Below are 26773 nucleotides of genomic sequence, written 5' to 3' on the forward strand. Positions count from 1 at the left end.
TTGACCAGCCAGTCCGGGTTTTTCGCATCATAAGCGTGATGCTAAATGGTTTCTGCCACATAGATCACCTCCAGATTCGACAGCAAGGCCGTTGCCACAGCCGGGGAGCCCGTCTTCCCGGTATCGCAAGCTGGTTTTACGTGCGCTGCTTCTGCCACCGAATGCAACCGATAATAGCATAAGATTTCATGATGTCAGCCGCCTGAGGCTAGGCGAAACCGCAGGTCCGTGGCCCCTTGCTGCACCCTTTGTTAACGCTGTTCTGTCAAGACTGGCAGCCTGTTTTGCGTAGTTTTGGGTATTTCAGTGTTCATCGCAGCCTGTCAAACCGCTGGTCGAATTTTGCCGCCCGCAGTAAGGGACCGGCTGTCGACGCTGCTTGAAAAGCTCATTCCCGTACTGACGAGCAACGATCCCAAACACCTTGCCCAGCGCATGGCGCTTGTTGCCTTTGCCATACGTGTCGCCAGCGCCGCCATAGCCTTCGTGTCGCAAATCATCCTTGCACGCGCCATGGGCGAGTTCGAATACGGTATCTTCGTTTTTGTCTGGGTGCTGGTGGTCCTGTTCGGCAACCTCTCCTGCCTCGGCTTTCACACCGCCATCATCCGCTTTCTGCCGCAATATCGCGCCCGCGAGGCGTTTGCCGAAATCCGCGGGATGACAACCACGGTGCGCATCTTCGCGCTCATGTCGGCGACCGGTTTTGCAATCCTCGGGATCGGCGGCCTCTGGCTGTTCGGCGAACATATCGAAAGCTACTATCTCGTACCCCTGTATCTCGGCGCCTTCTCACTGCCGATGATCGCGCTCGGCGACGTGATGGAAGGCACGTCACGGGCCCATAGCTGGGCCGTTTCGGCAATGAGCCCGACCTATATCGTCCGGCCCTTGCTGATCCTCGGTTTCATGATGCTGGCGGTGACGAGCGGCGAACCGCATACCGCCCGCACCGCGATGATCGCGGCGATGGCCGCCACCTATCTGACCAGCGTCAGCCAGTTCTTCATCCTGACCTGGCGCCTGCGCCGGCGCTACGTCAAAGGCCCAAGCCGCATCGAATTCGGCACATGGTTGCGGGTCGCGCTGCCGATCTTCCTGATCGAGGGTTTTGGCTTCATGCTGACCAATTCCGACGTCGTCATCGTCGGCCTCTATCTCGATCCGGCCAGCGTTGCGATCTATTTCGCCGCCGCCAAGACCATGGCTCTGGTGCATTTCGTGATGTTCTCGGTCAAAGCCGCCGCATCGCCCCGCTTTTCCGCTGCCATGGCCAACCCAGACCGCCAGCAACTGGCCATTATAGCCATTGAAAGCGCCAAATGGTCGTTCTGGCCGTCGCTGGCCGTCGGCCTGATGCTCCTTGCCTGTGGCTCGTTCCTGCTCTCGCTGTTCGGCCCGGCCTTCGTTTCCGGCTATCCGCTGATGGCCATCCTGTTTGCCGGCATCATGGCAAAGGCCCTGGTCGGCCCGGCGGAAGCCTTTCTCACCATGGCCGGCCAGCAAAAACTCTGCGTCGCGCTCTATGCCGTGGCCCTTGTCTGCAATCTGGCGCTCAACGTCACGATGATTCCGATGTTTGGGTTGACCGGTGCGGCGATCGCCACGGCCGGCGCCATGTTCGTGGAGGCCATTCTCCTTCACGTCGCTGTCCGCCGCACCTTCGGCATCGTTCTCTTCGCTTTTGCCGACCCGCATGCCCGAACCATCAAAGCAGAGGCGCCCCGCTCATGACCGGCAATCCCCATTTTCCAGACGACGCCAACAGCCGGTCGGCACGCATTCTCGGCGGCCTCGTGCAGCCGGTGCCCGATCAGCCCATTGCTGACAACACCATCGCCATCGGCCGTCCCGGCCGTCAGCTGTGCTTTTATCCGGCACGCCAGGGCTATGAGTTGCAGACCGAGCTGGACTTCCTCTCCAACCGGGCGATGGAGCCGAACGTTTTCTTCACCGGCCGTTTTCTGGCACCGGCCATGCCGCGTCTGGAAGACCGCATCATCCGCCTGGCACTGATCCGCGACACGGACGCACGCCGCAGCCGCATCCGCTTTCTGATGCCGTTTTCGATCGAGAAGCCCGGATTTTCGATCGGTGCGCCGATCATCCGCGCCTGGTCCAATCCATTCGGCCCACTCGGCGTGCCCTTGCTTGATGCCGAGGACGCCGCCGAAACCATCGACAATCTCTACGAGGCGCTCACCGCCCCGACAGCGAACCTGCCCGGCGTTCTCGTGCTTCCCGATATTCGCCTCAAAGGCAAGTTTGCCCAGCTGGCTCGCGCCGTCGCCATTGGCCGCAACCTGCCGCTGACGGTCACCGACACGTTCAGCCGGCCGATGCTGGAAAGCCTTGAAGACGGCCAGACCTATCTGCGCCACGCCATCAGCGCGGGGCACCTGCGCGAACTGCGCCGGCAGTGGAAGCTGCTGGAGGGGGTTGGCCGTGTCTCCTACAACGTCGCCCGTCAACCGGCCGACATCCGCGTTCGGATGGAGGAGTTTTTGGCGCTGGAAGCGAGCGGCTGGAAAGGCCGGGCCTCCACGGCGATGGTGCTCGACCGTTATCGCGCCGCCTTTGCCCGCGAAGCCATCACCAATCTCGCCGAAGCCGACAGCGTGCGCATCCACACGCTCGATCTCGACGGCACGGCGATCGCGTCGATGATCGTCTTCATGATGGCGGGCGAGGCCTATACCTGGAAAACGGCCTATGACGAGCAATATGCCAAATATTCGCCGGGCAAGTTGCTGCTGGCCGAATTGACCGAATGGCATCTCGACGACGCCAACATCGTGCGTTCCGACAGTTGCGCGGTTCCCGATCATCCGGTGATGAGCCGGTTCTGGGAGGAGCGCGAGGAGATGGGCACGCTGGTGATTGGTCTCAAGCAGAACCGCGACCGCGACGTGCGGCAGGTGGCGGCCCAGCTCCACCTCTACCGCAACACCCGCAACATGGCGCGGCTGCTGCGTGAAAAAATCCGGTCGCTGGCACCCCGCGTCCTGCGATAGGCCGGAGGCGATCCCTGTAAGAGATCACCCCTCTGCCACCGCCCTATCGCGCAGGATGCGGCGGATGACCTTGCCGGAGGTGGTGAGCGGCAGGCTGTCGAGAAATTCGATCTCGCGCGGATATTCGTGCATCGACAGCCGCGTCTTGACCCAATCGCGTATATCGGCGGCAAGCGCGGCGCTTGCCGCATGGCCCGGCCTCAGTACCACATAGGCCTTGACGATCTCGGTGCGCACCGGGTCCGGCTTGCCGATGGCAGCAGCAAGCTGCACCGCCGGATGGCCTGCCAGACAGTCCTCGATCTCGCCCGGACCGATCCGGTAGCCGGACGAGGTGATGACGTCGTCGTCGCGGCCGAAGAAGGTGATGTAACCCTCTTCATCCTGAACGCCCTGATCTCCCGTCGTCATCCAGTCGCCGATGAATTTTGCCGCTGTTGCTGCATCATTGTTCCAGTAGCCGAGAAACATCACCGGGTCGGGCCGGCGCACGGCGACCTGTCCGACGGCGCCAACCGGAAGCACCCTCCCCTCGCCATCGATGATCGCAACGTCATGACCGGGCGCCGGCTTGCCCATCGAGCCCGGCTTCAGCACCCCGAGATTGGCGGCGGACGACAGGACGATGTTGCACTCGGTCTGGCCGTAGAACTCGTTGACCGGAACGCCGAAGGCCGCACTGGCCTGTTCCCAGGTTTCGCGCCCAAGCGATTCGCCGGCCGAGCCGATGGTGCGCAGGTTGAGCCTGTAGTGCGCACGTGGATTGTCGACCGATTTCATCAGCCGCAGCGCCGTCGGCGGGATGAAGGCGTTGCGCACGTCCATCTCCTCCAGAATGCGGAAAGCCATATGCGGATCGAATTTTTGACCGGGCGAGGACACCACCGGAACACCGAGCAGCAGCGACGGTAAAAGTGCATTCAAAAGCCCACCAGCCCAGGCCCAGTCGGCCGGCGTCCACATCCGGTCGCCCGGCTGCGGCAGGAAAGCGTGATGGAACTGGAAGCCGGGGATATGGCCGAGCAGAACCCGATGCCCATGCAGCGCGCCCTTCGGCGGACCCGTCGTGCCCGACGTGTAGATCATCATCGCCGGATCATCCGGCGTCGTATCGGCAGCGGTAAAATTCGGCGCGGGTGTTTGCGCAAGAGCTGCAAAACCGATCGTATCCGGCCCGTCCCCATCGACCAGAACGATGGCCTTCAAATCCGGCAGCTGCTGACGGATCGCTGCAATCTTCTCATGGCCGAAACGGTTGGTGACAATGGCCACGGCCCCCGCATCGCGCAGCCGGTATTCAAGCGCCTCGACACCAAACAACAGCGCCAGCGGCAAGGCGATGGCGCCAAGCTTGTAGATTGCAGCATGAGCGATGGCCGTCTCGAAACTCTGCGGCAGAAGGATCGCCACGCGGTCTCCAGGCCTGACGCCCTGCTGCAGAAGCCCCTTTGCAAAGGAGGAGGATTGCGCCGAAAAAGCCCCGTAGGTCAGCGATAGATGCGCACCATCGGGGCTGAAATGCTGCAGGCAGATCCGATCCGGCTCGCGCGCCGCCCAGTCATCGCTGACGGCGGTGCCGATATTGAATTTTTCCGGAATCTGCCAGCGGAAGTCGCGGCGGAGATTGTCATAGGTATCGCTGATCGGAAGCATGTGCCCGCCGCAAGAAATTTCGCTGCAGTGCACCTAACACTTCCGGATCATGAAATTCAACTGAAGCCCGCGCGCAGTATCATCTCGGTTAGAACTCGGCTTATGCGTTACTGCGGTCTTGCGGCAGATTCTTGGTCAATTCGGCTGCGGGAGCGAAATCCGTCGCGACCGTTCCGGTAAACCAATATCCCGAGGCTTCGTATAATGGCCTGGCCCGCTCGCCTGCAACAACATGTACCGATCGTGCCCCGAGCTCTGCGGCACGACGCTCAGCCTGCGCGAGTAGCTGTCTGCCGATCCCCTTTCGCCACACTTCCGGTGCAACAAACAGATCCTCCAGTTCGGCCTGCATGGCGCTCTCGTTAAAAACAACAGTTACGAAGCCGACGATCTCCCCATCGACCTCAGCAATAATGGCATGTGGCATGTGCTCGGCACGCACTTCCTTTGCTTCTGGAAGCGCTTGCAACTCTTCAATATGATCTCCCCAAGCCAGCGAAGACCGCAGCTTAAGTGCTCCGAGGGTAATCCTGTCCCCGTCATGTGCCGTTCGAATGAAAACTGCCACTGCAACTCCTATGCGCAGAGCAGTCATTACACCAAAATCCGCCTTTCCCCGATAGTGTTGAAAGCCCCTCGGCGGCTTGCATCGATAAAATCGCGACAATGAAATGCGCAGCAAACCCCTCGACGCCTGCTATATCCACTATATTCCGTTTGCAGCTCTGCCTCGGATACGCATTTTTGGCGGGAAACGGCTCACTTGCAGCCTGCCGAGGTTTTCACCACCACTCCTGTTGCCGCATTCAATTCGAAACACTACGCCGCATCAGGACGCGAAGACGACTTCGCGGCTGTGGCGTTCGTTCAACGCGCCAAGCAGTTCGTCCTGCGTTCGATATCCCGCAAAGAACAGGTCGATGACGGCACCGGCGGCACTGACGCCCTCCTGGCTGCGCAGGCGGACACCACGTTCAGCGCACCACGAAAACAGGGCGCCGGACAACGCATCGACATCATCGAAAATGGCGCAGGACGTAGCAGACTGGGACATGCTCGACTCCATGGTTGCAGGCAAAGTGTGCCGATGGGGGATTAATTTGTTCCAGACTGGGCATCGCCACAGAATTTTGCAATCGCCATGCAATGGGGCGGTTAATCGTCTTTTCGACCTGTTCTAATTTGGAGCAGACCGACTGCGATATCCACGATGTGCACGCCGGATAGTTGTGTTTCGATTAAGCAAGTTGCGTATCGCGCGCAAACCGCCGACCCGCTCAGCGGGGCGATTCGGAACCTATGCAATTCTGATGGGAAAATTGAAGTGGTGCCCCGTGCAGGCACAACAAAAGAAAATTGAAGCAACGACACAAACAATGTGGGCGCACCCCGAGACACCACGCCGCCCGTATGGTCGCCGGCCGTTGAACGTCGTTCCAGGTTTCACGACAGGAATGCTCTTCGAACGCATGCGCCAGCCACTCCCGCTTACCTTTCTTTCAAGAATACATCCTAAGTTGCATCCGTAAGAGGCGGTTGCGAGTTTGGCGCCGAGCGTGTGGAGAGTGTGGTGAAGAGCTTCGGGACAATGCTGGCGAGCTACGGGGGCGTTGGGCCAGGCTTTAATTTTCTGCGTATTGCATTGGCATTTTCCATCGTTTTCTATCACGTTCTTACCAATTCCGGCCATTATGCGCTGGCGCAAGGCCCGTTGCTGTGGTTCCTCGAATACAGCCTGGTGCCAATGTTTTTCGCCCTCAGCGGTTTTCTGATCACTGGCAGCGCCCAGCGCCTCAGCCTGGAAAATTTCCTGATCAATCGCGCCCTGCGCATCGTTCCGGCGCTCGCCGTCGATATTCTGGTATGCGCCTTCATCATCGGTCCGGCCGTAACCACGCTGCCGCTGGGCGATTACTTCACCGATCCGGGCTTTTTCGCCTATATGCTGAACATTATCGGTTGGACGCATTTTCAATTGCCGGGCGTCTTCGCGAGCCACCCCGTTCCGCAGGTCAACGGCGCGCTTTGGACCATCCCCTGGGAGATCTACTGCTACACCATCATGTCAGTCATGATGGTCACAGGTGCGGTGCGGCGGCCAAAGGCGACCGTACTGCTGCTAGCGGTCTTTCTCGCCGCAGGCCTTGCAGTCACGCGTTTTACCTCCGCTAACGCCGGGGACGGTCTACATACGCTCTTCGTCGGCCGCGGCGCCCAGCTTATCACGTCTTTTCTGTGCGGCATTCTTGCCTATCAATTGCGCGACAGGATCCCGATGAGCAGACTGCTGTTTGCCGCCTGCGTTGCAGTTGCGTTCGCAGCCATGGTTCTGCTCGACATTAGCGCAACGCAAAGCGTCGCATACCGCTTGGTACTGATGCCTGTCCTTACCTACATCACCATCTATGCCGGCCTATCGCGCCTGAGGCTGCCGAAGTTTCTGGAGCGTGGCGATTATTCTTATGACGTTTATCTCTACCATGTGCCGTTCATCCAGCTTGCCATACTGCTCGGGCCGCCAATCCTTGTCGGCACCGCAATCGGCATTGTCCTGTTGAGCTTGACGGTTGGCGTCGTTGTTCTTTGTATTGCAGCCGCCTCCTGGCACCTTGTCGAGAAACCCATCCTGTCACTGAGAAAACGCTATTCATTGGCTGGCAAGATGATTGCGGAAGGCGATGCCCGAGCAAGTATGCGGGGTGCCACAGCCTAGCTCGCCAGTCACCATGGCCATGTTGGACAACATGTCCGCTCAGGAAAGCGTTAGGTCTTATTTGCAACAGTTCCGCCGGGTAAGGCGGGGTCAAGGGCTACCGACGCTGCCGTCGTTGGGATTCCATCGTCCTGCCGGTAAAATGGTGCCCCGTGCCGGAATCGAACCAGCACTCCTCTCGGAACCTGATTTTGAGTCAGGCGCGTCTACCAATTCCGCCAACGGGGCACGGATACCTTTCGGGGTAGCAAAAAGCGTTTACACGAACCGTTTCGGAACGGTCAACCGGGATTTTGAAGATCGGCGGGCAGGAATCACAAAACTGTGCAATTCGCAACCGCAGCAAATCATTTACAGCATCGCCAATCCTGCCTAAAAGGCGGGAACCGAAACTGGAAATGCTTGATGCTTCGACGCCTTTACGACTGGACAATGTCGCTCGCCGCCCGGAAATCCGCCGAAGCGTGGCTCGCCATCATCGCTTTCGTCGAAAGTTCCGTTTTCCTTGTTCCTGCCGACGTTCTTTTCCTGCCGATGGCGCTGGCCCGGCCGGAGCGTGCCTATCGCTATGCGCTGGTGGCGACGATCGCTTCCGTGCTCGGCGGCATTGCCGGCTGGTATATCGGCCACTACGCCTTTGAGGCACTGGCCAAGCCGATCCTGCATTTCTACGGCAAGCTCGACGCCTTCGAGGCGATGAAGGCTTCGGTCGGTTACGAGACGCTGGTGCTTCTTCTGGTGACATCCGGCCTGGCGCATCTGCCGCCGATCAAAGTGGTGACCATTCTGTCCGGTGCCGCCAACATCAATCTCGGCCTGTTCATCGTCTCGGCAATCGTCGCCCGTGGTGCCCGTTTCTTCCTGTTGGCTTGGCTTTTGCAGCGCTACGGCGAGGAAATCCGCGATTTCATCGAAAAGCGCCTCGGTCTTTTGGCCGCAGCGGCCGCCGGCGTGCTGATCGCCATGTTCGCTGCCTACCGTTTCCTTGCCTGACATTCCGCCTGACATCCCCGCCTGACACCCCTATGGAGCCCGCCGTGAGCGACAGCCAGACCCAGTCCCCCCGCGGCCTTCTGCCGTCCGCGCTCGCCACACTCGGCATGACAGCCACCGTCGGCGGCGCGCTCGCCTTCGAGCATATCGGCGGTTACATTCCCTGCGCGCTCTGCCTTTTGCAGCGCACGCCTTATTACTGGGGCATTCCGATCGGCCTGGTCGCGATTGCCACTTCGGTTCTCAAGTTACCCGTCTGGACGACCCGCGCGCTGCTCGTGGTCATCGGTATCCTGATGCTGGTGGGTGCAGGAACCGGCGTCTATCACGCTGGCGTCGAATGGCATTTCTGGGAGGGCCCGGCGACCTGCGCAACATCGGCATCCGGCGTGTCCGGCAATGTCGGCGACCTGTTGGGCGACCTCGACAGCAAACACGGCCCATCCTGCACGGATGCGTCCCTGCGCGTGCTCGGTCTTTCCTTTGCCGGATGGAACGTCATCGCCAGCCTGATCCTGGCGGCCATTGCGCTGCGCGGTGCTGCCAAGGCATAAACATCGACGCGGCGGCAAGCGCAGCCGCCGTCTTCACACATATCCGGCCGAAGCCATCAAGGCTGCAGTTCGACATCCCAGTAGAGATAGTCCATCCAGCTGTCGTGCAGATGGTTGGGCGGGAACAGCCGGCCATTGTTGTGCAGGTCCTGCACCGTTGGGTGGAACGGCTTCTGGTGCGGGAACATCCCCGCCAGGCGCGGCATCTTGCCGCCCTTGCGCAGATTGCAGGGCGAACAGGCGGCGACGACATTTTCCCAAGTTGTCTGGCCGCCGCAGCAGCGTGGGATCACGTGGTCGAAGGTCAGATCATCCGGCGATCCGCAATACTGGCATTCGAACCGGTCACGCAGGAACACGTTGAACCGGGTGAAGGCCGGATGGCGGGACGGCTGCACATAGCTTTTCAGGCAGACGACACTCGGCAGGCGCATGGAAAAGCTGGGAGAAGAGACCTGATGATCGTATTCGGCCAGGATATGCACACGGTCTAGGAAAACCGCCTTGATCGCGTCCTGCCAGGACCACAGCGACAAGGGGTAATAACTCAGCGGCCTATAGTCAGCGTTCAGCACGAGCGCTGGGAGGCCGTGTGGTGAGACTGCAATCGTCAAGCCAGTATACTCCTGCTCGATTCGGCACCTGCACCTTCTATATTAGGCCCGTTGCGTCAGGATTGTGAAGCCAAAAGGAAAAAGGAAACAAAAGATTCGCTTTTTGTCTTACGGAGTGGCCGGCGTGCCATCCCGGCGCATTTCGGTGGCATAATAGGCCCAGAACAGACGCGCCGCGACACTGCGCCATGGCGCCCAGAGTTCGGTCAGCATATCAAGCTCGCGCACCGAGGGGCGCATCTCCAGCATCAGCGCATGGCCGACGGCATTTTGCAGCGCCACGTCACCGACCGGGAACACATCGGGATGACCGGCGCAGAACAGCAGATAGACCTCCGCCGTCCAGCGGCCGACCCCCTTGATCGCCGTCATTTCGCGGATCGCAGCACTGCCCTCGATCGAACAGATCGCCTCCAGATCGAGCTCGCCCGCCAGCACCGCAGCGGCGACCCGGCGCAAAGTGTCGGCCTTGGCACGCGACAGGCCGACCAGCCGGCAATCCTCATCGGACATGGCCGTGACGGTGGCCGCATCGATAGCGCCGAGCGCCGTTTCCATGCGGCTCCAGATCGCGGCGGCGCTGGCTTTGGAAACCATTTGCGAGACGATGATATTGGCGATGCCGCGATAGCCGGGATCCGTGCGGCGCAGCGGCACCGGGCCGGCCTTCGACACGACATGCTCCAGCCGCGCATCGAGCATGACCAGCCCGCTGAGGCCGGCATTGATATCCTCATGCGTGCGGATGATCCGCATTTCTAATCCTCCAGCCCCCGTCGGCATCTGCTTGCGGATGGACAAAACGCATGGCCGGATGCGTGCTTCCGTGCCAAGACGTAAGTATGAACAAAACAGCTTCAAAACAACCGGTCTTCCGCTTTGCGCCAAGCCCCAACGGCCAGCTTCATCTTGGTCACGCGCTGTCGGCCATTCTCAACCACGACATGGCAAAAGCCGAGCGCGGACGTTTCCTGCTGCGGATCGAGGATATCGACATTGCCCGCTCGACGCCGGAGTTCGAGGCCGGAATTGTCGCCGATCTCGAATGGCTGGGGCTCGACTGGGAAAAGCCGGTGCGGCGGCAATCGGAGCATCTGGACCTCTACCGCCAGGCGCTCGGCACGCTGGTCGACCGCGACCTGGTCTACCCGGCATTTTTGACGCGGGGGGCGATCAAGACCACCGTTGGCGAGTTCGAGGCGAAGGGCAAAAGCTGGCCGCGCGATCCCGACGGAGCACCGCTCTACCCCGGCGAGGAACGCAAGCTTTCCGCCGATGCCCGGCAGCGTTTGCTCGCCGGTGGCAAGCCGCATGCCTGGCGGCTTGACATGGCCAAGGCGCTGGTCGAGCTGAAGGAGCCGCTGACATGGCAGGAGACCGGCAGCGGCCCGGATGGTGCCACCGGCGTGATCACGGCCGACCCGGCTGCCTGGGGCGATGTCGTGCTGTCACGCTCCGATGCGCCGTCCAGCTATCATCTGGCGGTGACGGTCGATGATGCGCTTCAGGGTGTCAGCCATGTGGTGCGGGGCAACGATCTCTTCCATGCCACATCGGTGCACCGGCTGCTGCAAAGCCTGCTTGACCTTCCTCAACCGGCCTACCATCATCACCGGCTGATGCTTGGCCCCGACGGCCGCAAGCTGTCGAAGAGCAATCGCGACACCGGCATTTCCGCGTTCCGCGAAGCCGGCAAGACCCCCAGCGATGTCCGGGCGATGGTGCTATAGGACTTTTTCCTGGGGGACCTCGGTCTCCCGGGCTGCCAGCTCTGCCTTAACCTCGTCTTCCCGCGGTCCCATGATGTGGCGGATCACCATGCGCTTGACCTTGTATTTCATGATAGCCGCGTTGATCTCGGCACCGATGATGAAGATGACGCCGACGATATAGAGAAAGACCAGTGCGATCATGATCGAGGCGAGACCAGCATAAGTCGAAACGTAATTGGCGAAGGTGGCGAGGTAGGAGGCGAAAACATAGGCGCCGATCGACCAGGCGATGAGCGTCAGAATGATGCCCGGCAGGACATCCATGATCTTGCGGCGCCCGTCCGGCAGCCAGAGATGGCTGACGATGAGGCCGGTGGTCAGCATGACGAAGACGCCGGCAAGGCTCCAGCTGTCGATCATGGTCAGGAGGCCGTTGAACCAGGGCAGATAAGTTCCGGCATAGCGGATGGCGAGCGGCACTGCGACGAGAAGCAGGCTGACGATAGCCAGGACCAGCACCCCGGCAAGGACGAAGGCGAGGCTGGCGACACGCGTCTTGTACCAGGGCCGGCTTTCGGCCACCCGGTAGGCGCGGTTAAGCGATACCCGCAACGCTTCGACGCCGTTGGAGGCGAAATAGGCTGCCGCCAGAACCGACACGGTGAGCAATCCCCCTCGCGGGATGGTCAACACGCGCACGACTTCATCGGAAATCGGCTTGGCGATCGATTCGGGCCAGGTATCGAAAATGAAATGCACCGCCGTCGTGGCGAATTGATCGGCGCCGAGAAAACTGCCGAGCGCCGTGCCGAAGATCAGGAACGGAAAAATCGCCAGGAGGGTGGAGAGCGCCACATGGCTTGCCATGGCCCAGCCGTCGTCTTCGCTGAAATGCCAAACGGCATCGAAGACGACCTTCCAGGCTATGCGAATGAAGGCCGGCATTCTCTCTCCAATTGTCTCATCATGCTCCCCCGATTGTAACCCGTTCATGAATATGGGAAACCGGGCGACAATTTCTACAGGAAACAACCCATTATGACCGACCGTCCCTCGATAATCGTCACCGGCTGCTCCACGGGTATCGGTGCCTGGTGCGCGCGCGCCCTCTTGAAAGATGGCTGGCGGGTGTTCGCCACCGTCCGGAAAGTGGAAGATCTGGCCGCGCTCGAAAACGACGGCATAGAAGCCTTCCTGATGGACTATACCAAACCGGACACCATATCCAAACTTGTCGACGACGTATTTGCCCGCACCGGCGGCAGGCTGGACGCGCTGTTCAACAACGGTGCCTACGGCCAGGCGGGTGCCGTCGAAGACCTGCCGGTGGAAGCGCTGCGGCTACAGATGGAGACCAATGTCATTGGCTGGCACGACCTGACCCGGCGGGTCATCCCGGCGATGCGGGCACAGGGCCACGGACGGATCGTGCAATGCTCATCCATCCTGGGCATTGTTCCCTATAAATGGCGGGGCGCGTATAATGCATCGAAATTCGCCCTGGAAGGGCTGACGCTCACCATGCGCATGGAGCTTGAAGGCAGCGGCATCGAAGTGAGCCTGATCGAGCCCGGGCCAATCACCTCGCGCTTTACCGCCAATGCGCTCATCAATATCGAACGTTTCATCGACCTCAAGGGCTCGGTGCACGCTGTGGAATACGAACGGCAGCTAAAGCGGCTAAAGGGCGAGAGCGGCCCGGCAAGAGGCAAGCTTGAGCCCGATGCGGTGTATACTGTGCTGAAACGCGCATTGACCGCGAAGAAGCCGAAGCCGCATTACATCGTGACGCAGCCGGCCAAACACGGTGCGCTTTTGAAGAAATTGCTTCCGGCCGGGCTGTTTTATCGTTTCATCGGCCGCCTCGGCTGAGCTGAAAGGCAAGGGTTAAGTCACATGCATAGTTTTCTCACCGGTTTGACACTGCTCGTCATGGGCCTTGTCGCCATCGTTCTCGTCCGCGGCCTGTTGCACATGGCAAAAGGCGGTGACGGCAATACATCCAACAAGCTGATGCAGGCCCGCGTGTTTCTGCAGGCGGTAGCGATCGTTTTGATCATGCTGACGCTGTGGATCACCGGCGGCGGACGCTGACATATGGTGAAGCTCAACAAGATCTACACCAAAACCGGCGACGACGGCACGACGGGGCTGGCCACCGGCCCGCGCCGCCTGAAGAGCGACCTGCGCGTCGAGGCCTATGGCACGATCGACGAGGCGAACTCCTGCATCGGGCTGGCACGCCAGCATACGCGGGAACTCGCAGCTCTCGATGCGATGCTGATGCGCATCCAGAACGACCTGTTCGACCTCGGCGCCGACCTTTCGACGCCCGATACCGGCGAGACGCCCGCCTATGAGCCGCTGCGGATCATTGCCGCGCAGGTAGCACGGCTGGAGGTCGAGATCGACGCGTTGAACGCCGATCTCGAGCCGCTGCGTTCGTTCGTGCTGCCCGGTGGCAGCGGTGCTGCAGCCACCTTGCACGTTGCCCGCACCGTGGCGCGGCGGGCGGAGCGGCTGATGGTGGAGCTTGCCCGGACGGATGGCGAGATCGTCAGCAACGAGGCGCTGGCCTATATCAACCGTCTCTCCGATTTCCTCTTCGTCGCCGCCCGCTGGAGCAACGGCAAAGGACAATCCGATGTGCTTTGGGTTCCCGGAAAAAACAGATAAGCTTGACGCTGATCACCGCTTCGAGGGACTGACGCGCCTATGTTCATACCGCTGCACGACGCGAACTCCCTCAAATATATCAAGGTCCAGTATGTCACGATCAGCCTGATCGTCATCAACATACTCGTCTGGCTGGTCACCGGGCCGCTGCTGGTCCCGGAAGACTTCACCAATGCCGCGACGATGGGGCTGGGTTATATTCCGGCCATCGCTTTCGATTATGCGCATCTGGCGCCGAACCTGGTGCTGGTTCCCGATGATGCAACCTACCTCACCTATTCCTTCCTGCATGGCGACTTCTGGCATCTGGCCGGCAACATGCTGTTTCTTTGGGTGTTCGGCGACAATGTCGAGGATGCGCTGGGGCATTTCCGCTTCCTGATCTTCTATCTTCTCTGCGCGGCCGCCGGCGCTTTGACGCATGGGCTGATCAACACGGAATCGCAAGCGCCGCTGATCGGCGCATCGGGTGCGATTTCCGGCGTCATTGCTGCCTATTTCCTGCTGCATCCGAAGGTGCGTGTCTGGGTGCTGGTGCTGTTCCGCATTCCGCTGCCTCTGCCCGCCTTCATTCCGCTGGCCTTCTGGATCGGCCAGCAGTTTTTCATGGTGCTCATCGACCCCGAGGGCGACGTGTCGTGGGGTGCCCATGTCGGCGGCATCATTGCCGGATTGATCCTGGTGGTCATTTTGCGACGCCGCGACGTCCCCTTGTTCGACCGCACGATCGTGACACCGCGTGCCGTGCGGCATGTTGAAGCAGCAACGGTAGAGGCACGGCCTGCTGCTGCGGAGACGATCAAGAAACCGACGCCTTGGGGCCGGCCCACCTGACTTTGGCCCAGCACTGGCATAACTTCTGTGATAGCCGATTGATATCAGTGCATTAATGGCTCGACCATAATGGCTGGACACCAAGGCTTGGCCTAAGACGATTGCGTTCATCCGATTTAGCATTGACGCGCACGTAAACGTCAGTATTTTTCCGATGGCAATCTTGCGAGGGAGTAATGGGCAAAGATTGTAATTGGAGAAAAAACGCGTATCGATGTCGCCAACCGACAATCAGGCCGCTGCGTTAAAGCGCATTTTCTCGCAAACGTTTCGTAAGGAAGGACATCATGAAAGTTCTGGTCACCGTCAAGCGTGTCGTCGATTACAACGTGAAGATCCGGGTCAAGCCGGATGGATCGGGCGTCGAGCTTGCCAATGTGAAGATGTCGATGAACCCGTTCGACGAGATTTCGGTCGAGGAAGCTTTGCGGCTGAAGGAAGCCGGCAAGGTCGAGGAAGTGGTTGTCGTGTCCGTTGGTCCGGCCAAGGCCGAAGAGACCTTGCGCACGGCGCTTGCCATGGGTGCCGACCGGGCGATCCTGGTCGAGACCGACGATGCGGTCGAGCCTTTGGCCGTTGCCAAGATCATCAAGGGTGTGGCAGACGCCGAACAGCCCGGCCTGATCATAGTCGGCAAACAGGCGATCGACGATGATTCGAACCAGACCGGCCAGATGTTGTCGGCCTTGCTCGGCTGGGCGCAGGGCACGTTCGCCTCGAAGATCGAGCTTGGCGATGGCAAGGCGCAAGTGACGCGCGAAGTCGATGGCGGTCTGCAGACCATCGAGATCAAGCTGCCGGCCGTTGTTACCACCGACCTGCGTTTGAACGAGCCGCGTTATGCTTCGCTGCCGAACATCATGAAGGCCAAGAAGAAGCCGCTCGACAAGAAGTCGCCAGCCGATTTCGGCGTCGATACGAGCCCGCGCCTCAAGGTTCTGAAGACCGAGGAGCCCTCGGGCCGCAAGGCCGGCATCAAGGTCAAGACCGTCGCCGAACTCGTCGACAAGCTGAAAAACGAAGCCGGCGTCCTCTAACACGTCCAGAAAAGAAAAGGAGACTAACACCATGGCCATTCTTCTTCTGGCTGACCACGACAACGCAACGCTTTCCGACCAGACCGCCAAGACGCTGACGGCAGCATCGAAAATCGGCGGCGACGTGCATGTGCTGGTGGCAGGCAACGGCGCCAAGGCTGCAGCCGATGCTGCCGCGAAACTCACCGGCGTGTCCAAGGTCTTGCTCGCCGAAAGCGACGACCTTGCCAACAACCTGGCTGAGCCCTTGGCAGCCCTGATCGTATCGCTCGCCGGATCCTACGACACCATCATCTCGGCCGCCACCTCGACCGGCAAGAACGTGATGCCGCGCGTCGCGGCCTTGCTCGACATCGCCCAGATCTCCGAAATCACCGAAGTCGTCTCGGCCGATACGTTCAAGCGGCCGATCTATGCCGGCAACGCCATCCAGACGGTGCAGTCGGGCGAGGCCAAAAAAGTCATCACCGTGCGGACGGCCTCCTTCGCCTCGGCTGCCGACGGCGGCTCGGCTTCGGTCGAGACCATTTCGGCAGCGGCCAATCCGGGCCTTTCGACCTTCGTCAAGGACGCGCTATCCTCGTCGGACCGTCCGGAGCTGACATCGGCGAAGATCATCATTTCCGGCGGCCGTGCACTCGGGTCTGCGGAAAAGTTCCAGGAAGTCATCCTGCCGGTGGCCGACAAGCTCGGTGCTGCCGTCGGTGCAAGCCGTGCTGCGGTCGATGCGGGCTATGCCCCGAACGACTGGCAGGTCGGCCAGACCGGCAAGGTGGTTGCGCCGCAGCTCTATATCGCCGTCGGCATTTCCGGTGCCATCCAGCATCTGGCCGGCATGAAGGATTCGAAAGTCATCGTCGCCATCAACAAGGACGAGGAAGCCCCGATCTTCCAGGTCGCCGACTACGGCCTCGTCGGCGATCTCTTCACGATCCTGCCGGAGCTTGAAAAAGCACTCTGAGCCTTAAAGAAAGACATATGCGGCCGCGCACCTCTGCGCGGCCGTTTTCGTTTTAGAAGCAATGTGTTTCCTTAACCGACAATGGCTTGCGCCGTGAATAAAGGCTGGAAAAGTGGGCGCGATGCCTTTATCACTGACATGACAATACCCAGCCTTTCTGGGCGCTTTGCTTTTTGCACGAACGGAAGCGCGATCGCCCTTTCGTATGGATGATGGAAAATCGGTTCGATGATCAAGAATGTCGGAATTGTTGGCGCTGGACAAATGGGCTGCGGCATCGCCCAGGTATCGGCTTCGGCCGGCTACAAGGTGCATATCTACGACATTTCGGCCGACCGCGTTGAAGCCGGCCTTGCAACCATCAACGGCAACATGGCACGTCAGGTTTCCTCCGGCAAATTGACCGACGAGGAGCGCAAGAAGGCGCTGTCGCTGATCAAGGGCTCCGCCGACGTCAATGATCTGTCGCCGATGGACCTGGTGATCGAGGCCGCCACGGAAGACGAAAGCGTCAAGCGCAAGATCTACGGCCAGATCTGTCCAGTTCTGAAGACCGACGCCATTCTCGCCACCAACACCTCTTCCTTGTCGATCACGCGGCTGGCATCGGCGACCGACCGGCCGGAACGCTTCATGGGCATCCATTTCATGAACCCCGTGCCGGTGATGAAGCTGGTCGAGCTGGTGCGTGGCATTGCCACCGAGGAAGGCACGTTCGCCACTGCCAAGCAATTCGTCGCCACGCTCGACAAGACGATCACCGTTGCCGAAGATTTTCCGGCCTTCATCGTCAACCGCATCCTGTTGCCGATGATCAACGAGGCGATCTATACGCTGTACGAAGGCGTCGGCAGCGTCGATGCCATCGATACGGCGATGAAGCTCGGCGCCAACCACCCGATGGGTCCGCTGCAGCTCGCCGATTTCATCGGGCTCGACACGTGCCTGTCGATCATGCAGGTGCTGCATGATGGCCTGGCGGATTCGAAATACCGCCCCTGCCCGCTGCTGGTGAAATACGTCGAAGCCGGCTGGCTCGGCCGCAAATCCGGCCGTGGTTTCTATGACTATCGTGGCGAAGTACCTGTTCCGACACGGTAAGATACCCGTTCCACTTTTGATAGCTGAGGAGAATGCTCTTGAGCGATCGCGCCAGTTTGGAAGAAATTCGCAGCTTTTATCCCAAACTGATGGCAGCAGCGAGCAAAAACCGGCGCGGAGGCGCGGTCCGTGCAATCGATCTGGCTCGCCACTGACAAGGCGCCCGACGAAACCGCAGTTGCCATCTACCCCGAAGTCTGGCTGTCGTCGAAGCCCTTGTCATAGACCACTCCCGACCGCTCTGCGCTCCATCAGCCCGAGGTAGCGGCCTTCACCAATGCCTTGGCATCGTCGCTGTCCCAGGCGGCAGGCCCGTTCATCGACGAGATCAGGCAGCCCTTGTCATCCATCAGCAGCGTTACGGGAAGGCCGAACGCAAGGCCTTCCTTTTTCAAAGCGTTGAAAACGCCCATCGACGCATCGCGGTAGTAGCCAAGCTCGTGCACACCGGCCTCGTTCAGGAATGCCGTCGGCTTTTCATCATCGCCGATGTCGATGTTGACGGCGACGACTTCGAATTTGTCGCTGCCCGCCGCTTTCTGCAGCGCGTTCAATGCCGGCATCTCTTCGCGGCAGGGTACGCACCATGTCGCCCAGAGATTGAGGAGGACGGTCTTGCCGCCGAAATCGGCGAGCGTCAGATCCTGGCCGTCCTTGCCCTTGAAGTTGAGGCCCGACAGTTGCCGGGGTTCGCTGACCGGGGCCATGGCGGCGACCTGGCCTTTGAGGAACGGCGTGATGGCCGCGACCTTGTCTTTTGCCGCTTCGCAGGTCTTGGCACCGGCGGTTTCCACCGCCACACCATTGCCAGACCCGCTTTCCCTGACGTATACCGCAGCCGCACCGGCGATCAGCCCTCCGAGGGCAGCGATCATCACCAGTCTGGCAGGCGGAAAGCGTTTTTGTCTGTCGTTTACTTCATTTTCCAAAACGGGTCATTCTCCAGGGCGGGCGTTCTTCATGGCTGACGGCACTTCTGAAACCAAAAGCTCCAACCAGATGTGGGGCGGTCGCTTTGCTCAGGGACCGGCGGCGATCATGGAGGAGATAAATGCCTCGATCGGCTTCGACAAGAAGCTTTTCGCCCAGGACATCCGCGGCTCAATGGCGCATGCCACCATGCTGGCCCATCAAGGCATCATTTCGGCGGACGATAAAAACAAGATCGTTCACGGCCTTGACACGATCCTGTCAGAGATCGAAAGCGGACAGTTCGAATTTTCCCGCCAGCTCGAAGACATCCACATGAACGTCGAGGCACGGCTTGCGGCCCTGATCGGCCCGGCGGCCGGACGCCTGCACACCGCCCGCTCGCGCAACGACCAAGTGGCGCTCGATTTCCGCCTGTGGGTGAAGGAAGAGCTACAGAAGTGCGAAAGCATGCTGACGGGCCTGATCGCCGCCTTCCTCGACCGCGCCGAAGAGCATGCAGAAACCGTCATGCCCGGCTTTACCCATCTCCAGACGGCCCAGCCCGTCACCTTCGGCCATCATTGCATGGCCTATGTCGAAATGTTCGGCCGCGACCGGCAGCGGGTGCGTCACGCCATTGAGCATATGGACGAGAGCCCGATCGGGGCTGCCGCCCTTGCCGGTACCGGCTTTCCGATCGATCGTCATATGACCGCCAAGGCGCTCGGTTTCCGCGAACCGACCCGCAATTCGATCGATACCGTGTCGGATCGTGACTTCGCGCTGGAATTCCTGTCGATCGCCTCGATCTGCGCCGTGCACCTGTCGCGGCTGGCCGAAGAGATCGTCATCTGGTCGACGCCGCAATTCGGCTTCGTGCGCCTGTCGGATGCCTTTTCCACCGGCTCCTCGATCATGCCGCAGAAGAAGAACCCGGACGCTGCCGAACTGGTGCGCGCCAAGACCGGCCGTATCAACGGCTCGCTGATCGCGCTTCTAACCGTCATGAAGGGCCTGCCGCTCGCCTATTCCAAGGACATGCAGGAAGACAAGGAACAGGTGTTCGATTCGGCCGAAAGCCTGGAACTGGCGATTGCCGCAATGACCGGCATGGTTCGCGACATGACGATCCGGGTGGACCGGATGAAGGCCGCAGCCGGTTCCGGTTACTCTACCGCGACCGACCTTGCCGACTGGCTGGTGCGCGAGGCAGGCCTGCCCTTCCGCGACGCCCACCACGTCACCGGACGCGCCGTGGCACTGGCCGAGCAAAAGGCTTGCGAACTGGCGGAGCTTTCATTGGAAGACCTGCAGGCGATACACCCTGATATTACCGACAAGGTCTTTGGCGTGCTGACCGTGGAAGCGTCGGTTGCCAGCCGCACATCCTTCGGCGGCACCGCGCCGAGCGAAGTGCGCAAGCAGATCGCCTGGTGGCGGACCCGCAACTGAGCATAAGATTCAGGGTGCACAATGCCCTGAAAAGCCGATATGAGTTTTGACGAATTTGCGCAGAAGGGCTGATTGCCCGGACCGGGAACCATCGATGCTGTCACGAAACACCACCATTTTGCTTGCAGCCCTTGCCATTACAGGCCTGACGCTGACCGGTTGCGGCCGCAAGGGCGACCTCGATCGTCCGGGCTCAAGCGCGCCGATCAATACAAAAGCGGCACCCGGCAGCCCCGAAAAACAGGACGAAGCGCAGGGCAAGCCCTTCCTCCTTGATCCCCTCCTGTAACAGAGCACACTCGTGAACCATTTCGAATATCGTGACGGCATTCTGTTTGCGGAAGACGTCTCCGTCATCGACATCGCCAAGGCGGTAGGCACACCATTCTACTGCTATTCCACTGCAACGCTGGAACGGCACTATTCGGTCTTTTCCAAAGCGTTTTCCGACATCGACGCGATGGTCTGCTATGCGATGAAGGCCAATTCCAACCAGGCCGTGCTGAAGACGCTCGGACGTCTGGGCGCCGGTGTCGACGTAGTGTCGGGCGGCGAACTGCGCCGGGCCCTGGCGGCCGGCATTCCCGCCAACCGCATCATGTTTTCCGGCGTCGGCAAGACCGCCGCCGAAATGGACCTGGCGCTGGACGCCGGCATCTACTGCTTCAACGTCGAATCCGAGCCGGAACTGGAAGTGCTCAATGCGCGGGCCGTGCGCGAAGGCAAGAAGGCGCATGTCTCCTTCCGCATCAACCCGGATGTCGACGCCAAGACCCATGCGAAGATTTCGACCGGCAAAAAAGAAAACAAGTTCGGCATCGCCTATGAACGCGCCCGCGCTGTTTATGCCCATGCCGCGACCTTGCCCGGCATTCAGGTCACTGGCATCGACATGCATATCGGCAGCCAGATCACCGAGCTGCAGCCCTTCGCCGATGCCTTCAAGCTGCTGCGCGAACTGGTCGACACGCTGCGTGCCGACGGCCACAACATCGCTCATGTCGATGTCGGCGGCGGCCTTGGCGTTCCCTACAAGACGGACAATAACCCGCCACCACTGCCCGATGCCTATGCCACGATCGTCAAGGACCAGCTGCGCGAACTCGGCTGCAAGATCATCATGGAGCCAGGCCGGCTGATCGTCGGCAATGCCGGCATCATGGTGACGGAAGTCATCTATGTGAAGGACGGCGGCTCGAAAACCTTCGTCATCGTCGATGGCGCCATGAACGACCTGCTCCGCCCGACGCTCTATGAGGCCTATCACGAGATCCAGCCGGTACGCATATCGGCCGCCAACGCGCCGCGCATCAAGGCCGATATCGTCGGCCCGGTCTGCGAGACCGGCGACTACCTGGCGCTCGACCGCGAAATGGCCATGCCAAAACCCGGAGACCTGATTTCGATCGGCACCGCCGGCGCCTATGGTGCGGTGCAGGCAGGCACCTATAATAGCCGCCTGCTGGTGCCTGAAGTGCTGGTCAAGGGCGATCGCTTCCATGTGATTCGGCCGCGCACGACCTATGAAGACCTGATCGGCCTCGACTCGGTTCCCGACTGGCTCGATTGATTGGAGGCCAGCGGCCGATCTGCCGCTGTTGATAGAACCTCTGCAGGCGGCGAAATCGATCACGATTGCGTTGCCGCCCTCGTCTTCGCCACAAAGAGTGTTATCCTTCACGGCACGTTTCAAACGTTGAAAGGGAACGGATGACGGAAATCCGGCGGGATAGCTCGACGGCGACGGCAGGCTTTATGAGAAGTCTCGCCGTCAAGCGGACGCTTGCGCGCATCGTTCTTATCGCCGAACAGGCAGCACACCGCGCCCTGCCGCTCATTGCCATCGTACTGCTGTTTCTCTCCGCCGCATGGTTCGGCTTCTTCCGTGTGGTGCCCGGCTGGCTGCATGTGGCCACCCTTGTTGCCTTTGCCGCTGCCTTCATCGTCTTTCTGATCCCGCCGCTGCGCATCCGCATTCCTGGCAATACCGAAGCAGACCGGATGCTGGAGGAACGCAACAACCTGCCGCATCAGGCCATCCGCGTTCAGGACGACCAACCCGCCACCAGCGGCGCGTTCGGCCAGGCGCTGTGGCAGGAACACCAGACGCGCATGGCGCGGATGATCGGCGCGCTGGAAGCCGGCCTGCCGAAGCCCGACATTGCCCGCACCGACAGCTACGGCCTGCGCGCCGTTCCGGTGCTGCTGGCCTGCGTTGCCTTTGCCTATTCCTATTCCAACCGCGCCGGCCTGATTTCCGATGCCTTCCACCCGCCGCAGCAGATCGCCGCCACTCCGGATGTCCGCATCGACGCCTGGGTGACCCCACCGGCCTATACCGGCCGCGCGCCGGTTTTCCTGACCGGCCGGCAGGGCACGGAACAGCCCACCGATAGCAGCGAACCGTTGCGCATCCCGCAGTTCAGCGAACTGACCGTGCGCATCACCAGCGGCGGTGAGGACACGGCGGTCACCTATCTGGAAAACGGCGTGGCCCAGCCGCTGGTTATCGCGGCACAAGCTGCAAAGCCCGGCAAGGACGGGAAAGCGCCGGCGGAAGCAGCTTCTGCCGATCCGGCAACGCCCGGCAGTGACACGCATGTGCTGAAAATCACCAAGGACGGTTCGCTCTCCGTTGGTGGTGAACAATGGGCCTTCACGGTGATCCCGGACAGCGTTCCGGATATCGCCTTCGACGGAATACCGCGTACCACGGTCAACGCTGCGCTCGAAATCGGTTTTGCAGCCAAGGACGACTACGGCATTCAAGATGCCTGGGCCGAGATCGTCCCTCTGGACAAGCAGGCCACCGACGCGCGGCCGCTTTATCCGCTCCCCGAATACCGCCTCGACCTGCCCAAGCGCAATGCACGCGAGGCCAAGGGGCTGACCAGCCGCAATCTCAGCGAACATCCGCTGTCGGGAAAGCGCGTGCGCGTGACGCTGGTTGCAAAGGATGCGGCCGGTCAGGAAGGCCGCAGCGTGCCGCAGGACATGATCATGCCTGCCCGCCCCTTCTTCGAGCCGCTGGCCGGTGCCGTCGCCGAACAGCGCCAGGTTTTTGCGCTCAATGCCAACGATCTGCCGCGCGCGATTGAACTCAACGACGCACTGTCGGTGCGGCCGGATGAGACGATCCCGAACCTGACACATTTCCTCTTGCTGCAATCGGCCCGCACCCGCATGGCGCTTTCGCGCAACGACGACATGCTGCGCGATGCGGCGGGCTATCTCTGGGACATCGCGCTCGGCATCGAAGGTGGCGACATGGCGCTGGCCGACAAGCGGCTGCGCGATGCGCAGCAGAAGCTGTCCGAGGCATTGGAAAAAGGTGCTTCCGACGAGGAAATCACCAAGCTGATGCAGGAATTGCGCGATGCCATGAAGGATTACATGGAGGCGCTGGCCAAGCAGGCGGCAAAGAACCCGCAGGTGGCGGCCAATCCGAACCAGAACAACGTTCTGCGTCAGCAGGATCTGAAGAAGATGATGAACCAGATCGAGAACCTCGCCAAATCCGGCGCCAAGGATCAGGCGCGCCAGATGCTGTCGGAAATGCAGCGCATGATGAACAATCTCCAGGCCGGCCGGCCGCAACAGCAGCAGCAGGGCCAGGAGAACAGCGAGATGCGCAAGCAGATGGATAAGCTCGGCCAGCTGATGCAAGAGCAGCAGCAGCTGATGGATGAAACGTTCAAGTTCGACCAGGCCATGCGCGACCGCATGCAGCGTGGCGATCCGCTGCAGGGCGAGGATCAGGAACTGTTTGGTCAGGACATGCCGCCTCAGCCCGGCCAGCCGCAAAATGAAGAGGCCCAGCAGCCCGGCCCGCTCGACAACATGACGGCGGAGGAGCTGAAGCAGGCGCTGAAGGACATGCAGGCCCAGCAGGACCAGCTCGGCAAGCAGCTCGGCGAATTGCAGAAGGGCCTTGAAGGCATGGGCATCAAGCCTGGCAAGGGTTTTGGCGAGGCCGGGCGCGAGATGAAAGGCGCTTCAGGCGCCCTTGGCAACGGTCAGGGCGAACAGGCCGTCGGCAACCAGGGCCGGGCGCTACAGGCGCTGCGTGATGGCGCACAGGACATGATGCAGCAGATGCAAAGCCAGGGTCAGGGCCCAGGGCATGGTCAGGGGGTGCCGCAATACGGCCAGAACGGCCGCGACCCGCTTGGCCGCCGCCAACAGAATGCCGGCCCGGACTTCGGCGATCAGGTGAAGGTTCCGGACGAGATCGACACCCAGCGCGCCCGAGAAATCCTCGACGAAATCCGCCGGCGTCTTGGTACGAACGCATCGCCGGAGACCGAGCGGCAGTATCTGGAACGGTTGTTGGATATAAGGTGAGGCATTATCAGGATCGACGGCTTGTAGCGTAAAGGCATTGACGGCATATGCCGTTGCCTGCCCCCCGCTTTCACTCCGTGACAGAGGGGGTGAATTTTACCGCAGGCACATAGCCTGCGAAAATTGCTCAAGCATCACGCAGCCAAGGCCACCGCGACTGCCTTGCGGATATCCGGCAGTGTGAACGGCTTCGACACGACATCGATGACCTTGCCGGTCAGGTTGTCGGCGCGTTCGCGCTGTTCGGCATAGCCGGTCATCAACAGGATTTTCAGGGCCGGAAAAGCGGCCGATGCCTGATGGGCAAGCTCGATGCCGTCCATCACCGGCATGCGGATATCGGACAGCAGCAGATCGAAACTTTCGCCCTGAAGGCAGGCCAGTCCCTCGGCGCCATCGGCTGCCTCGACGGTCTCATGACCATCCAGCTGCAGGGCACGGGCAACGAAACGGCGCAGGCCGTCCTCATCTTCGGTAATCAGGATTTTCGCCATCATGGCCTCCGTTTCGGCAACAGCTCTGCCGGGACGTTTGCTTGAAGGCATCCAGTCCCTGACCCGCAGCACAGGCTGCGGGCTCAACACCACCAGAGTTTTGTTTGTTTTCCGTAAACGCGGATGGCCAGATCAAAGGCTTTCCACAGCCGGATGACTATTCGGCGTCACCGGTGACGATGCCGACGAAGGGCAGTTCGCGGAAGGCATAGGCGACATCCATGCCGTAGCCGACGACGAAATAATCGGGACATTCGAAGCCGACATAATCCGCTTCGAGATCGGTCTGGCGCTTGACCTTCTTGTCGAGCAGAACGGCGATCGTCACCGACTTTGCGCCCCGCTCCAGCATCAGTTCCTTGGCAAAGCGCAGGGTCCGGCCGGATTCCAGGATGTCGTCGATCAAGAGAACGTCGCGGCCGTGCACGTCGCTGTCAATGTCCTTGATGATCTTGACGCCCTGCGACACGGTGCCGGTGCCGTAGCTCGACAGCGTGATGAACTCGACTTCCGGCGCAAGACCGACCGTGTGCATCGCACGGATCAGGTCGGCAGCGAAGATGAAGGAGCCTTTGAGCACGGCAATGACCAAAAGGTCGTTGATCGGTCCCTTGACGATTTGCTCGGCCATTTCGACGTTGCGCGCCGCAATCACCTCGGCGGTATAGAGCGGATCGATATTTTTTCCACGGACGACGGGCATGGGATAGTCTCCAGAACGATAATGGAGACTGCGTTTCATGCCTCCGGAAGCTAGCCGCTTAGCACAGTCAGGGCGCCGAATCACCCGGCTGACCGAAGGAAACGCCGACACTGGGCAGTTTTCCACCTGTGTGTAAGAGACGCGTGGAGAATGGACGGCTCTCTCCGGGGCCAAGAGCCGGCTGGCCCTGCTCGATCCGGGTGGCTGTGCGCCGGTGACCGTTGGCAATCACATCAACCAGGATCACCGGAACGACCTTGGGCACCTCGGAGTGATTTTGCACCGCGCCGTAGACCGAAAGGATCTTCATGCCATTGGCATCATTCAGCGACGTGGTGACGTCGCTGATCGACAAGGCCGGTACAGTGGCAACGGCAGGCTGATACTGGGGCATGCTGGCAAACAACACGAAGACCGGAGCGCATAGGCACGTCACCAGGACCGCAAACGCCTTGGGGGACGCGGTCTGGAGCAGGCACTCGAAATGGTTTACCGCCCATCCGAACACCGATGCAACACGGCCTGGGCTCAGCACAGGCGGAACAGCCGTGCGCGCCCGATTGTCGTTGAAGACCGGATAGACGGTGCGCCGGACGTTCGCTGCGATAGTCTCGAATTCGGCATCGACGATATCGGCCCGATGCGGCATGCCCCCTGCGGCCCTGGCTCGCCCCCGCCGTTCAGGCGGCAGGAAATCCATGCGGCTGGACGTACCGTTGGAACGGAAAGCGGTCATCGTCTCTCCTTCGCAGCCACACTGGCCGCACCAGGATGCAAAGGCATCGGCAGGCCAGATTCTGGCATTGAAACAAACCTTTCCGAGACGTAAACCTAAATGGTTAACGCTTTGAAAACGGCAGCACTGAGCCGCCTGTTTTCACGCAAATTTAACCACTGTTTAACCATGTTGGCGCTGTAACAGCGAACGCTGCGCTATATGCTGCAACAAAGGCCATCAACCCGCCGCGAAGACGTGGCATGCTGGATTGAAGAGAAGCTGGACACT

General features: G+C 60.6%; 27 protein-coding genes and 1 tRNA gene. 17 read left to right on the forward strand and 11 right to left on the reverse strand.

Going from position 1 to position 26773, the window contains the following annotated elements:
- Positions 1 to 339 precede the first annotated feature (339 nt).
- Together ACP7E6_RS09500 and ACP7E6_RS09505 are read left to right on the forward strand one after the other, a co-directional pair.
- Positions 340 to 1734, forward strand: coding sequence for a lipopolysaccharide biosynthesis protein (locus ACP7E6_RS09500; RefSeq protein WP_426229926.1), 1395 nt, complete (start codon positions 340 to 342; stop codon positions 1732 to 1734).
- A complete protein-coding gene (locus ACP7E6_RS09505) occupies positions 1731 to 3014 on the forward strand; it encodes a GNAT family N-acetyltransferase (RefSeq protein ID WP_426229508.1) in 1284 nt (427 codons plus the stop codon). The genes ACP7E6_RS09500 and ACP7E6_RS09505 overlap by 4 nt, the downstream gene beginning before the upstream one ends.
- A 24-nt stretch (positions 3015 to 3038) precedes the next feature.
- On the opposite strand, the gene ACP7E6_RS09510 is transcribed toward ACP7E6_RS09505, so the two are convergent.
- The 3 genes from ACP7E6_RS09510 to ACP7E6_RS09520 all read right to left on the reverse strand — a co-directional run bounded on the left by ACP7E6_RS09510 (position 3039) and on the right by ACP7E6_RS09520 (position 5721).
- The gene (locus ACP7E6_RS09510; RefSeq protein ID WP_426229510.1) at positions 3039 to 4667 is read right to left on the reverse strand and encodes an AMP-binding protein; all 1629 of its coding nucleotides are present in this window, start codon (positions 4665 to 4667) and stop codon (positions 3039 to 3041) included.
- Between the two features lie 100 nt (positions 4668 to 4767).
- Entirely contained in the window at positions 4768 to 5235 is a 468-nt protein-coding gene (locus tag ACP7E6_RS09515; protein WP_426229511.1) for a GNAT family N-acetyltransferase, read from the reverse strand.
- Between the two features lie 261 nt (positions 5236 to 5496).
- On the reverse strand, positions 5497 to 5721 hold the full coding sequence (locus ACP7E6_RS09520; protein WP_426229512.1) for a hypothetical protein: 225 nt from the start codon (positions 5719 to 5721) through the stop codon (positions 5497 to 5499).
- A gap of 516 nt (positions 5722 to 6237) precedes the next feature.
- On the opposite strand from ACP7E6_RS09520, the gene ACP7E6_RS09525 reads away from it, so the two are divergent.
- Positions 6238 to 7380 (forward strand): acyltransferase family protein, encoded by a 1143-nt coding sequence (locus ACP7E6_RS09525; protein ID WP_426229514.1) that lies wholly within the window; start codon positions 6238 to 6240, stop codon positions 7378 to 7380.
- Positions 7381 to 7523: 143 nt separating this feature from the next.
- Here ACP7E6_RS09525 and ACP7E6_RS09530 read toward each other — a convergent pair.
- Positions 7524 to 7608, reverse strand: a tRNA-Leu gene (locus ACP7E6_RS09530).
- Between the two features lie 177 nt (positions 7609 to 7785).
- On the opposite strand from ACP7E6_RS09530, the gene ACP7E6_RS09535 reads away from it, so the two are divergent.
- Both ACP7E6_RS09535 and ACP7E6_RS09540 read left to right on the forward strand, forming a co-directional pair.
- Complete coding sequence (locus ACP7E6_RS09535) at positions 7786 to 8373, forward strand: YqaA family protein (protein WP_426229516.1); 588 nt, start codon at positions 7786 to 7788, stop codon at positions 8371 to 8373.
- 44 nt (positions 8374 to 8417) lie between these two features.
- Positions 8418 to 8927: a disulfide bond formation protein B gene (locus ACP7E6_RS09540; RefSeq protein WP_426229518.1), complete on the forward strand. Its 510-nt coding sequence runs from the start codon at positions 8418 to 8420 to the stop codon at positions 8925 to 8927.
- 56 nt (positions 8928 to 8983) lie between these two features.
- Here the strand turns inward: ACP7E6_RS09540 and ACP7E6_RS09545 are convergent, their stop codons facing one another.
- Both ACP7E6_RS09545 and ACP7E6_RS09550 read right to left on the reverse strand, forming a co-directional pair.
- Complete coding sequence (locus ACP7E6_RS09545; RefSeq protein ID WP_426131542.1) at positions 8984 to 9541, reverse strand: HNH endonuclease; 558 nt, start codon at positions 9539 to 9541, stop codon at positions 8984 to 8986.
- Between the two features lie 108 nt (positions 9542 to 9649).
- A complete protein-coding gene (locus ACP7E6_RS09550; protein WP_426229519.1) occupies positions 9650 to 10297 on the reverse strand; it encodes a DNA-3-methyladenine glycosylase family protein in 648 nt (215 codons plus the stop codon).
- Between the two features lie 86 nt (positions 10298 to 10383).
- On the opposite strand from ACP7E6_RS09550, the gene gluQRS reads away from it, so the two are divergent.
- The gene (gluQRS, locus tag ACP7E6_RS09555; protein WP_426229520.1) at positions 10384 to 11271 is read left to right on the forward strand and encodes a tRNA glutamyl-Q(34) synthetase GluQRS; all 888 of its coding nucleotides are present in this window, start codon (positions 10384 to 10386) and stop codon (positions 11269 to 11271) included.
- Here the strand turns inward: gluQRS and ACP7E6_RS09560 are convergent.
- A complete protein-coding gene (locus ACP7E6_RS09560; protein ID WP_426229521.1) occupies positions 11266 to 12198 on the reverse strand; it encodes a YihY/virulence factor BrkB family protein in 933 nt (310 codons plus the stop codon). The genes gluQRS and ACP7E6_RS09560 overlap by 6 nt on opposite strands.
- Before the next feature lie 93 nt (positions 12199 to 12291).
- Here ACP7E6_RS09560 and ACP7E6_RS09565 point away from each other — a divergent pair, with 93 nt between their 5' ends.
- From ACP7E6_RS09565 to ACP7E6_RS09595, 7 genes are all read left to right on the forward strand, one after another.
- On the forward strand, positions 12292 to 13125 hold the full coding sequence (locus tag ACP7E6_RS09565) for an SDR family oxidoreductase (RefSeq protein ID WP_426229523.1): 834 nt from the start codon (positions 12292 to 12294) through the stop codon (positions 13123 to 13125).
- Positions 13126 to 13149: 24 nt separating this feature from the next.
- Positions 13150 to 13347: a twin transmembrane helix small protein gene (locus ACP7E6_RS09570; protein ID WP_113246998.1), complete on the forward strand. Its 198-nt coding sequence runs from the start codon at positions 13150 to 13152 to the stop codon at positions 13345 to 13347.
- Between the two features lie 3 nt (positions 13348 to 13350).
- Positions 13351 to 13929, forward strand: a complete 579-nt coding sequence (locus ACP7E6_RS09575) for a cob(I)yrinic acid a,c-diamide adenosyltransferase (protein WP_426229524.1) — start codon at positions 13351 to 13353, stop codon at positions 13927 to 13929.
- Between the two features lie 39 nt (positions 13930 to 13968).
- Positions 13969 to 14763, forward strand: coding sequence for a rhomboid family intramembrane serine protease (locus ACP7E6_RS09580; protein WP_426229525.1), 795 nt, complete (start codon positions 13969 to 13971; stop codon positions 14761 to 14763).
- A gap of 287 nt (positions 14764 to 15050) precedes the next feature.
- Entirely contained in the window at positions 15051 to 15800 is a 750-nt protein-coding gene (locus ACP7E6_RS09585; RefSeq protein WP_426229526.1) for an electron transfer flavoprotein subunit beta/FixA family protein, read from the forward strand.
- A 31-nt stretch (positions 15801 to 15831) separates the two neighbouring features.
- Positions 15832 to 16761, forward strand: coding sequence for an electron transfer flavoprotein subunit alpha/FixB family protein (locus tag ACP7E6_RS09590; protein ID WP_426229527.1), 930 nt, complete (start codon positions 15832 to 15834; stop codon positions 16759 to 16761).
- A gap of 228 nt (positions 16762 to 16989) precedes the next feature.
- A complete protein-coding gene (locus ACP7E6_RS09595) occupies positions 16990 to 17862 on the forward strand; it encodes a 3-hydroxybutyryl-CoA dehydrogenase (RefSeq protein ID WP_426229529.1) in 873 nt (290 codons plus the stop codon).
- A gap of 251 nt (positions 17863 to 18113) precedes the next feature.
- On the opposite strand, the gene tlpA is transcribed toward ACP7E6_RS09595, so the two are convergent.
- The gene (tlpA, locus tag ACP7E6_RS09600) at positions 18114 to 18791 is read right to left on the reverse strand and encodes a thiol:disulfide interchange protein TlpA (RefSeq protein WP_426229530.1); all 678 of its coding nucleotides are present in this window, start codon (positions 18789 to 18791) and stop codon (positions 18114 to 18116) included.
- A 31-nt stretch (positions 18792 to 18822) separates the two neighbouring features.
- On the opposite strand from tlpA, the gene argH reads away from it, so the two are divergent.
- The 4 genes from argH to ACP7E6_RS09620 all read left to right on the forward strand — a co-directional run bounded on the left by argH (position 18823) and on the right by ACP7E6_RS09620 (position 24570).
- The gene (gene argH / locus ACP7E6_RS09605) at positions 18823 to 20226 is read left to right on the forward strand and encodes an argininosuccinate lyase (protein WP_426229531.1); all 1404 of its coding nucleotides are present in this window, start codon (positions 18823 to 18825) and stop codon (positions 20224 to 20226) included.
- A 94-nt stretch (positions 20227 to 20320) separates the two neighbouring features.
- A complete protein-coding gene (gene lptM, locus ACP7E6_RS09610) occupies positions 20321 to 20515 on the forward strand; it encodes an LPS translocon maturation chaperone LptM (RefSeq protein WP_426229532.1) in 195 nt (64 codons plus the stop codon).
- A gap of 12 nt (positions 20516 to 20527) precedes the next feature.
- Positions 20528 to 21796: a diaminopimelate decarboxylase gene (lysA, locus tag ACP7E6_RS09615; protein WP_426229533.1), complete on the forward strand. Its 1269-nt coding sequence runs from the start codon at positions 20528 to 20530 to the stop codon at positions 21794 to 21796.
- A gap of 140 nt (positions 21797 to 21936) precedes the next feature.
- Complete coding sequence (locus tag ACP7E6_RS09620) at positions 21937 to 24570, forward strand: TIGR02302 family protein (RefSeq protein WP_426229535.1); 2634 nt, start codon at positions 21937 to 21939, stop codon at positions 24568 to 24570.
- Positions 24571 to 24704: 134 nt separating this feature from the next.
- Here ACP7E6_RS09620 and ACP7E6_RS09625 read toward each other — a convergent pair whose 3' ends face one another.
- From ACP7E6_RS09625 to ACP7E6_RS09635, 3 genes are all read right to left on the reverse strand, one after another.
- Positions 24705 to 25064, reverse strand: coding sequence for a response regulator (locus ACP7E6_RS09625; RefSeq protein ID WP_113315346.1), 360 nt, complete (start codon positions 25062 to 25064; stop codon positions 24705 to 24707).
- A gap of 157 nt (positions 25065 to 25221) precedes the next feature.
- Positions 25222 to 25767, reverse strand: coding sequence for a hypoxanthine phosphoribosyltransferase (gene hpt / locus ACP7E6_RS09630; RefSeq protein WP_113315266.1), 546 nt, complete (start codon positions 25765 to 25767; stop codon positions 25222 to 25224).
- Between the two features lie 67 nt (positions 25768 to 25834).
- Positions 25835 to 26503 carry a hypothetical protein gene (locus ACP7E6_RS09635; RefSeq protein ID WP_426229537.1) on the reverse strand — a complete coding sequence of 223 codons (669 nt, stop codon included), beginning with the start codon at positions 26501 to 26503 and terminating at the stop codon, positions 25835 to 25837.
- Positions 26504 to 26773 lie beyond the last annotated feature (270 nt).

The organism is Pararhizobium sp. DWP3-4 (assembly GCF_049898205.1).
Taxonomy (GTDB): domain Bacteria; phylum Pseudomonadota; class Alphaproteobacteria; order Rhizobiales; family Rhizobiaceae; genus Pararhizobium.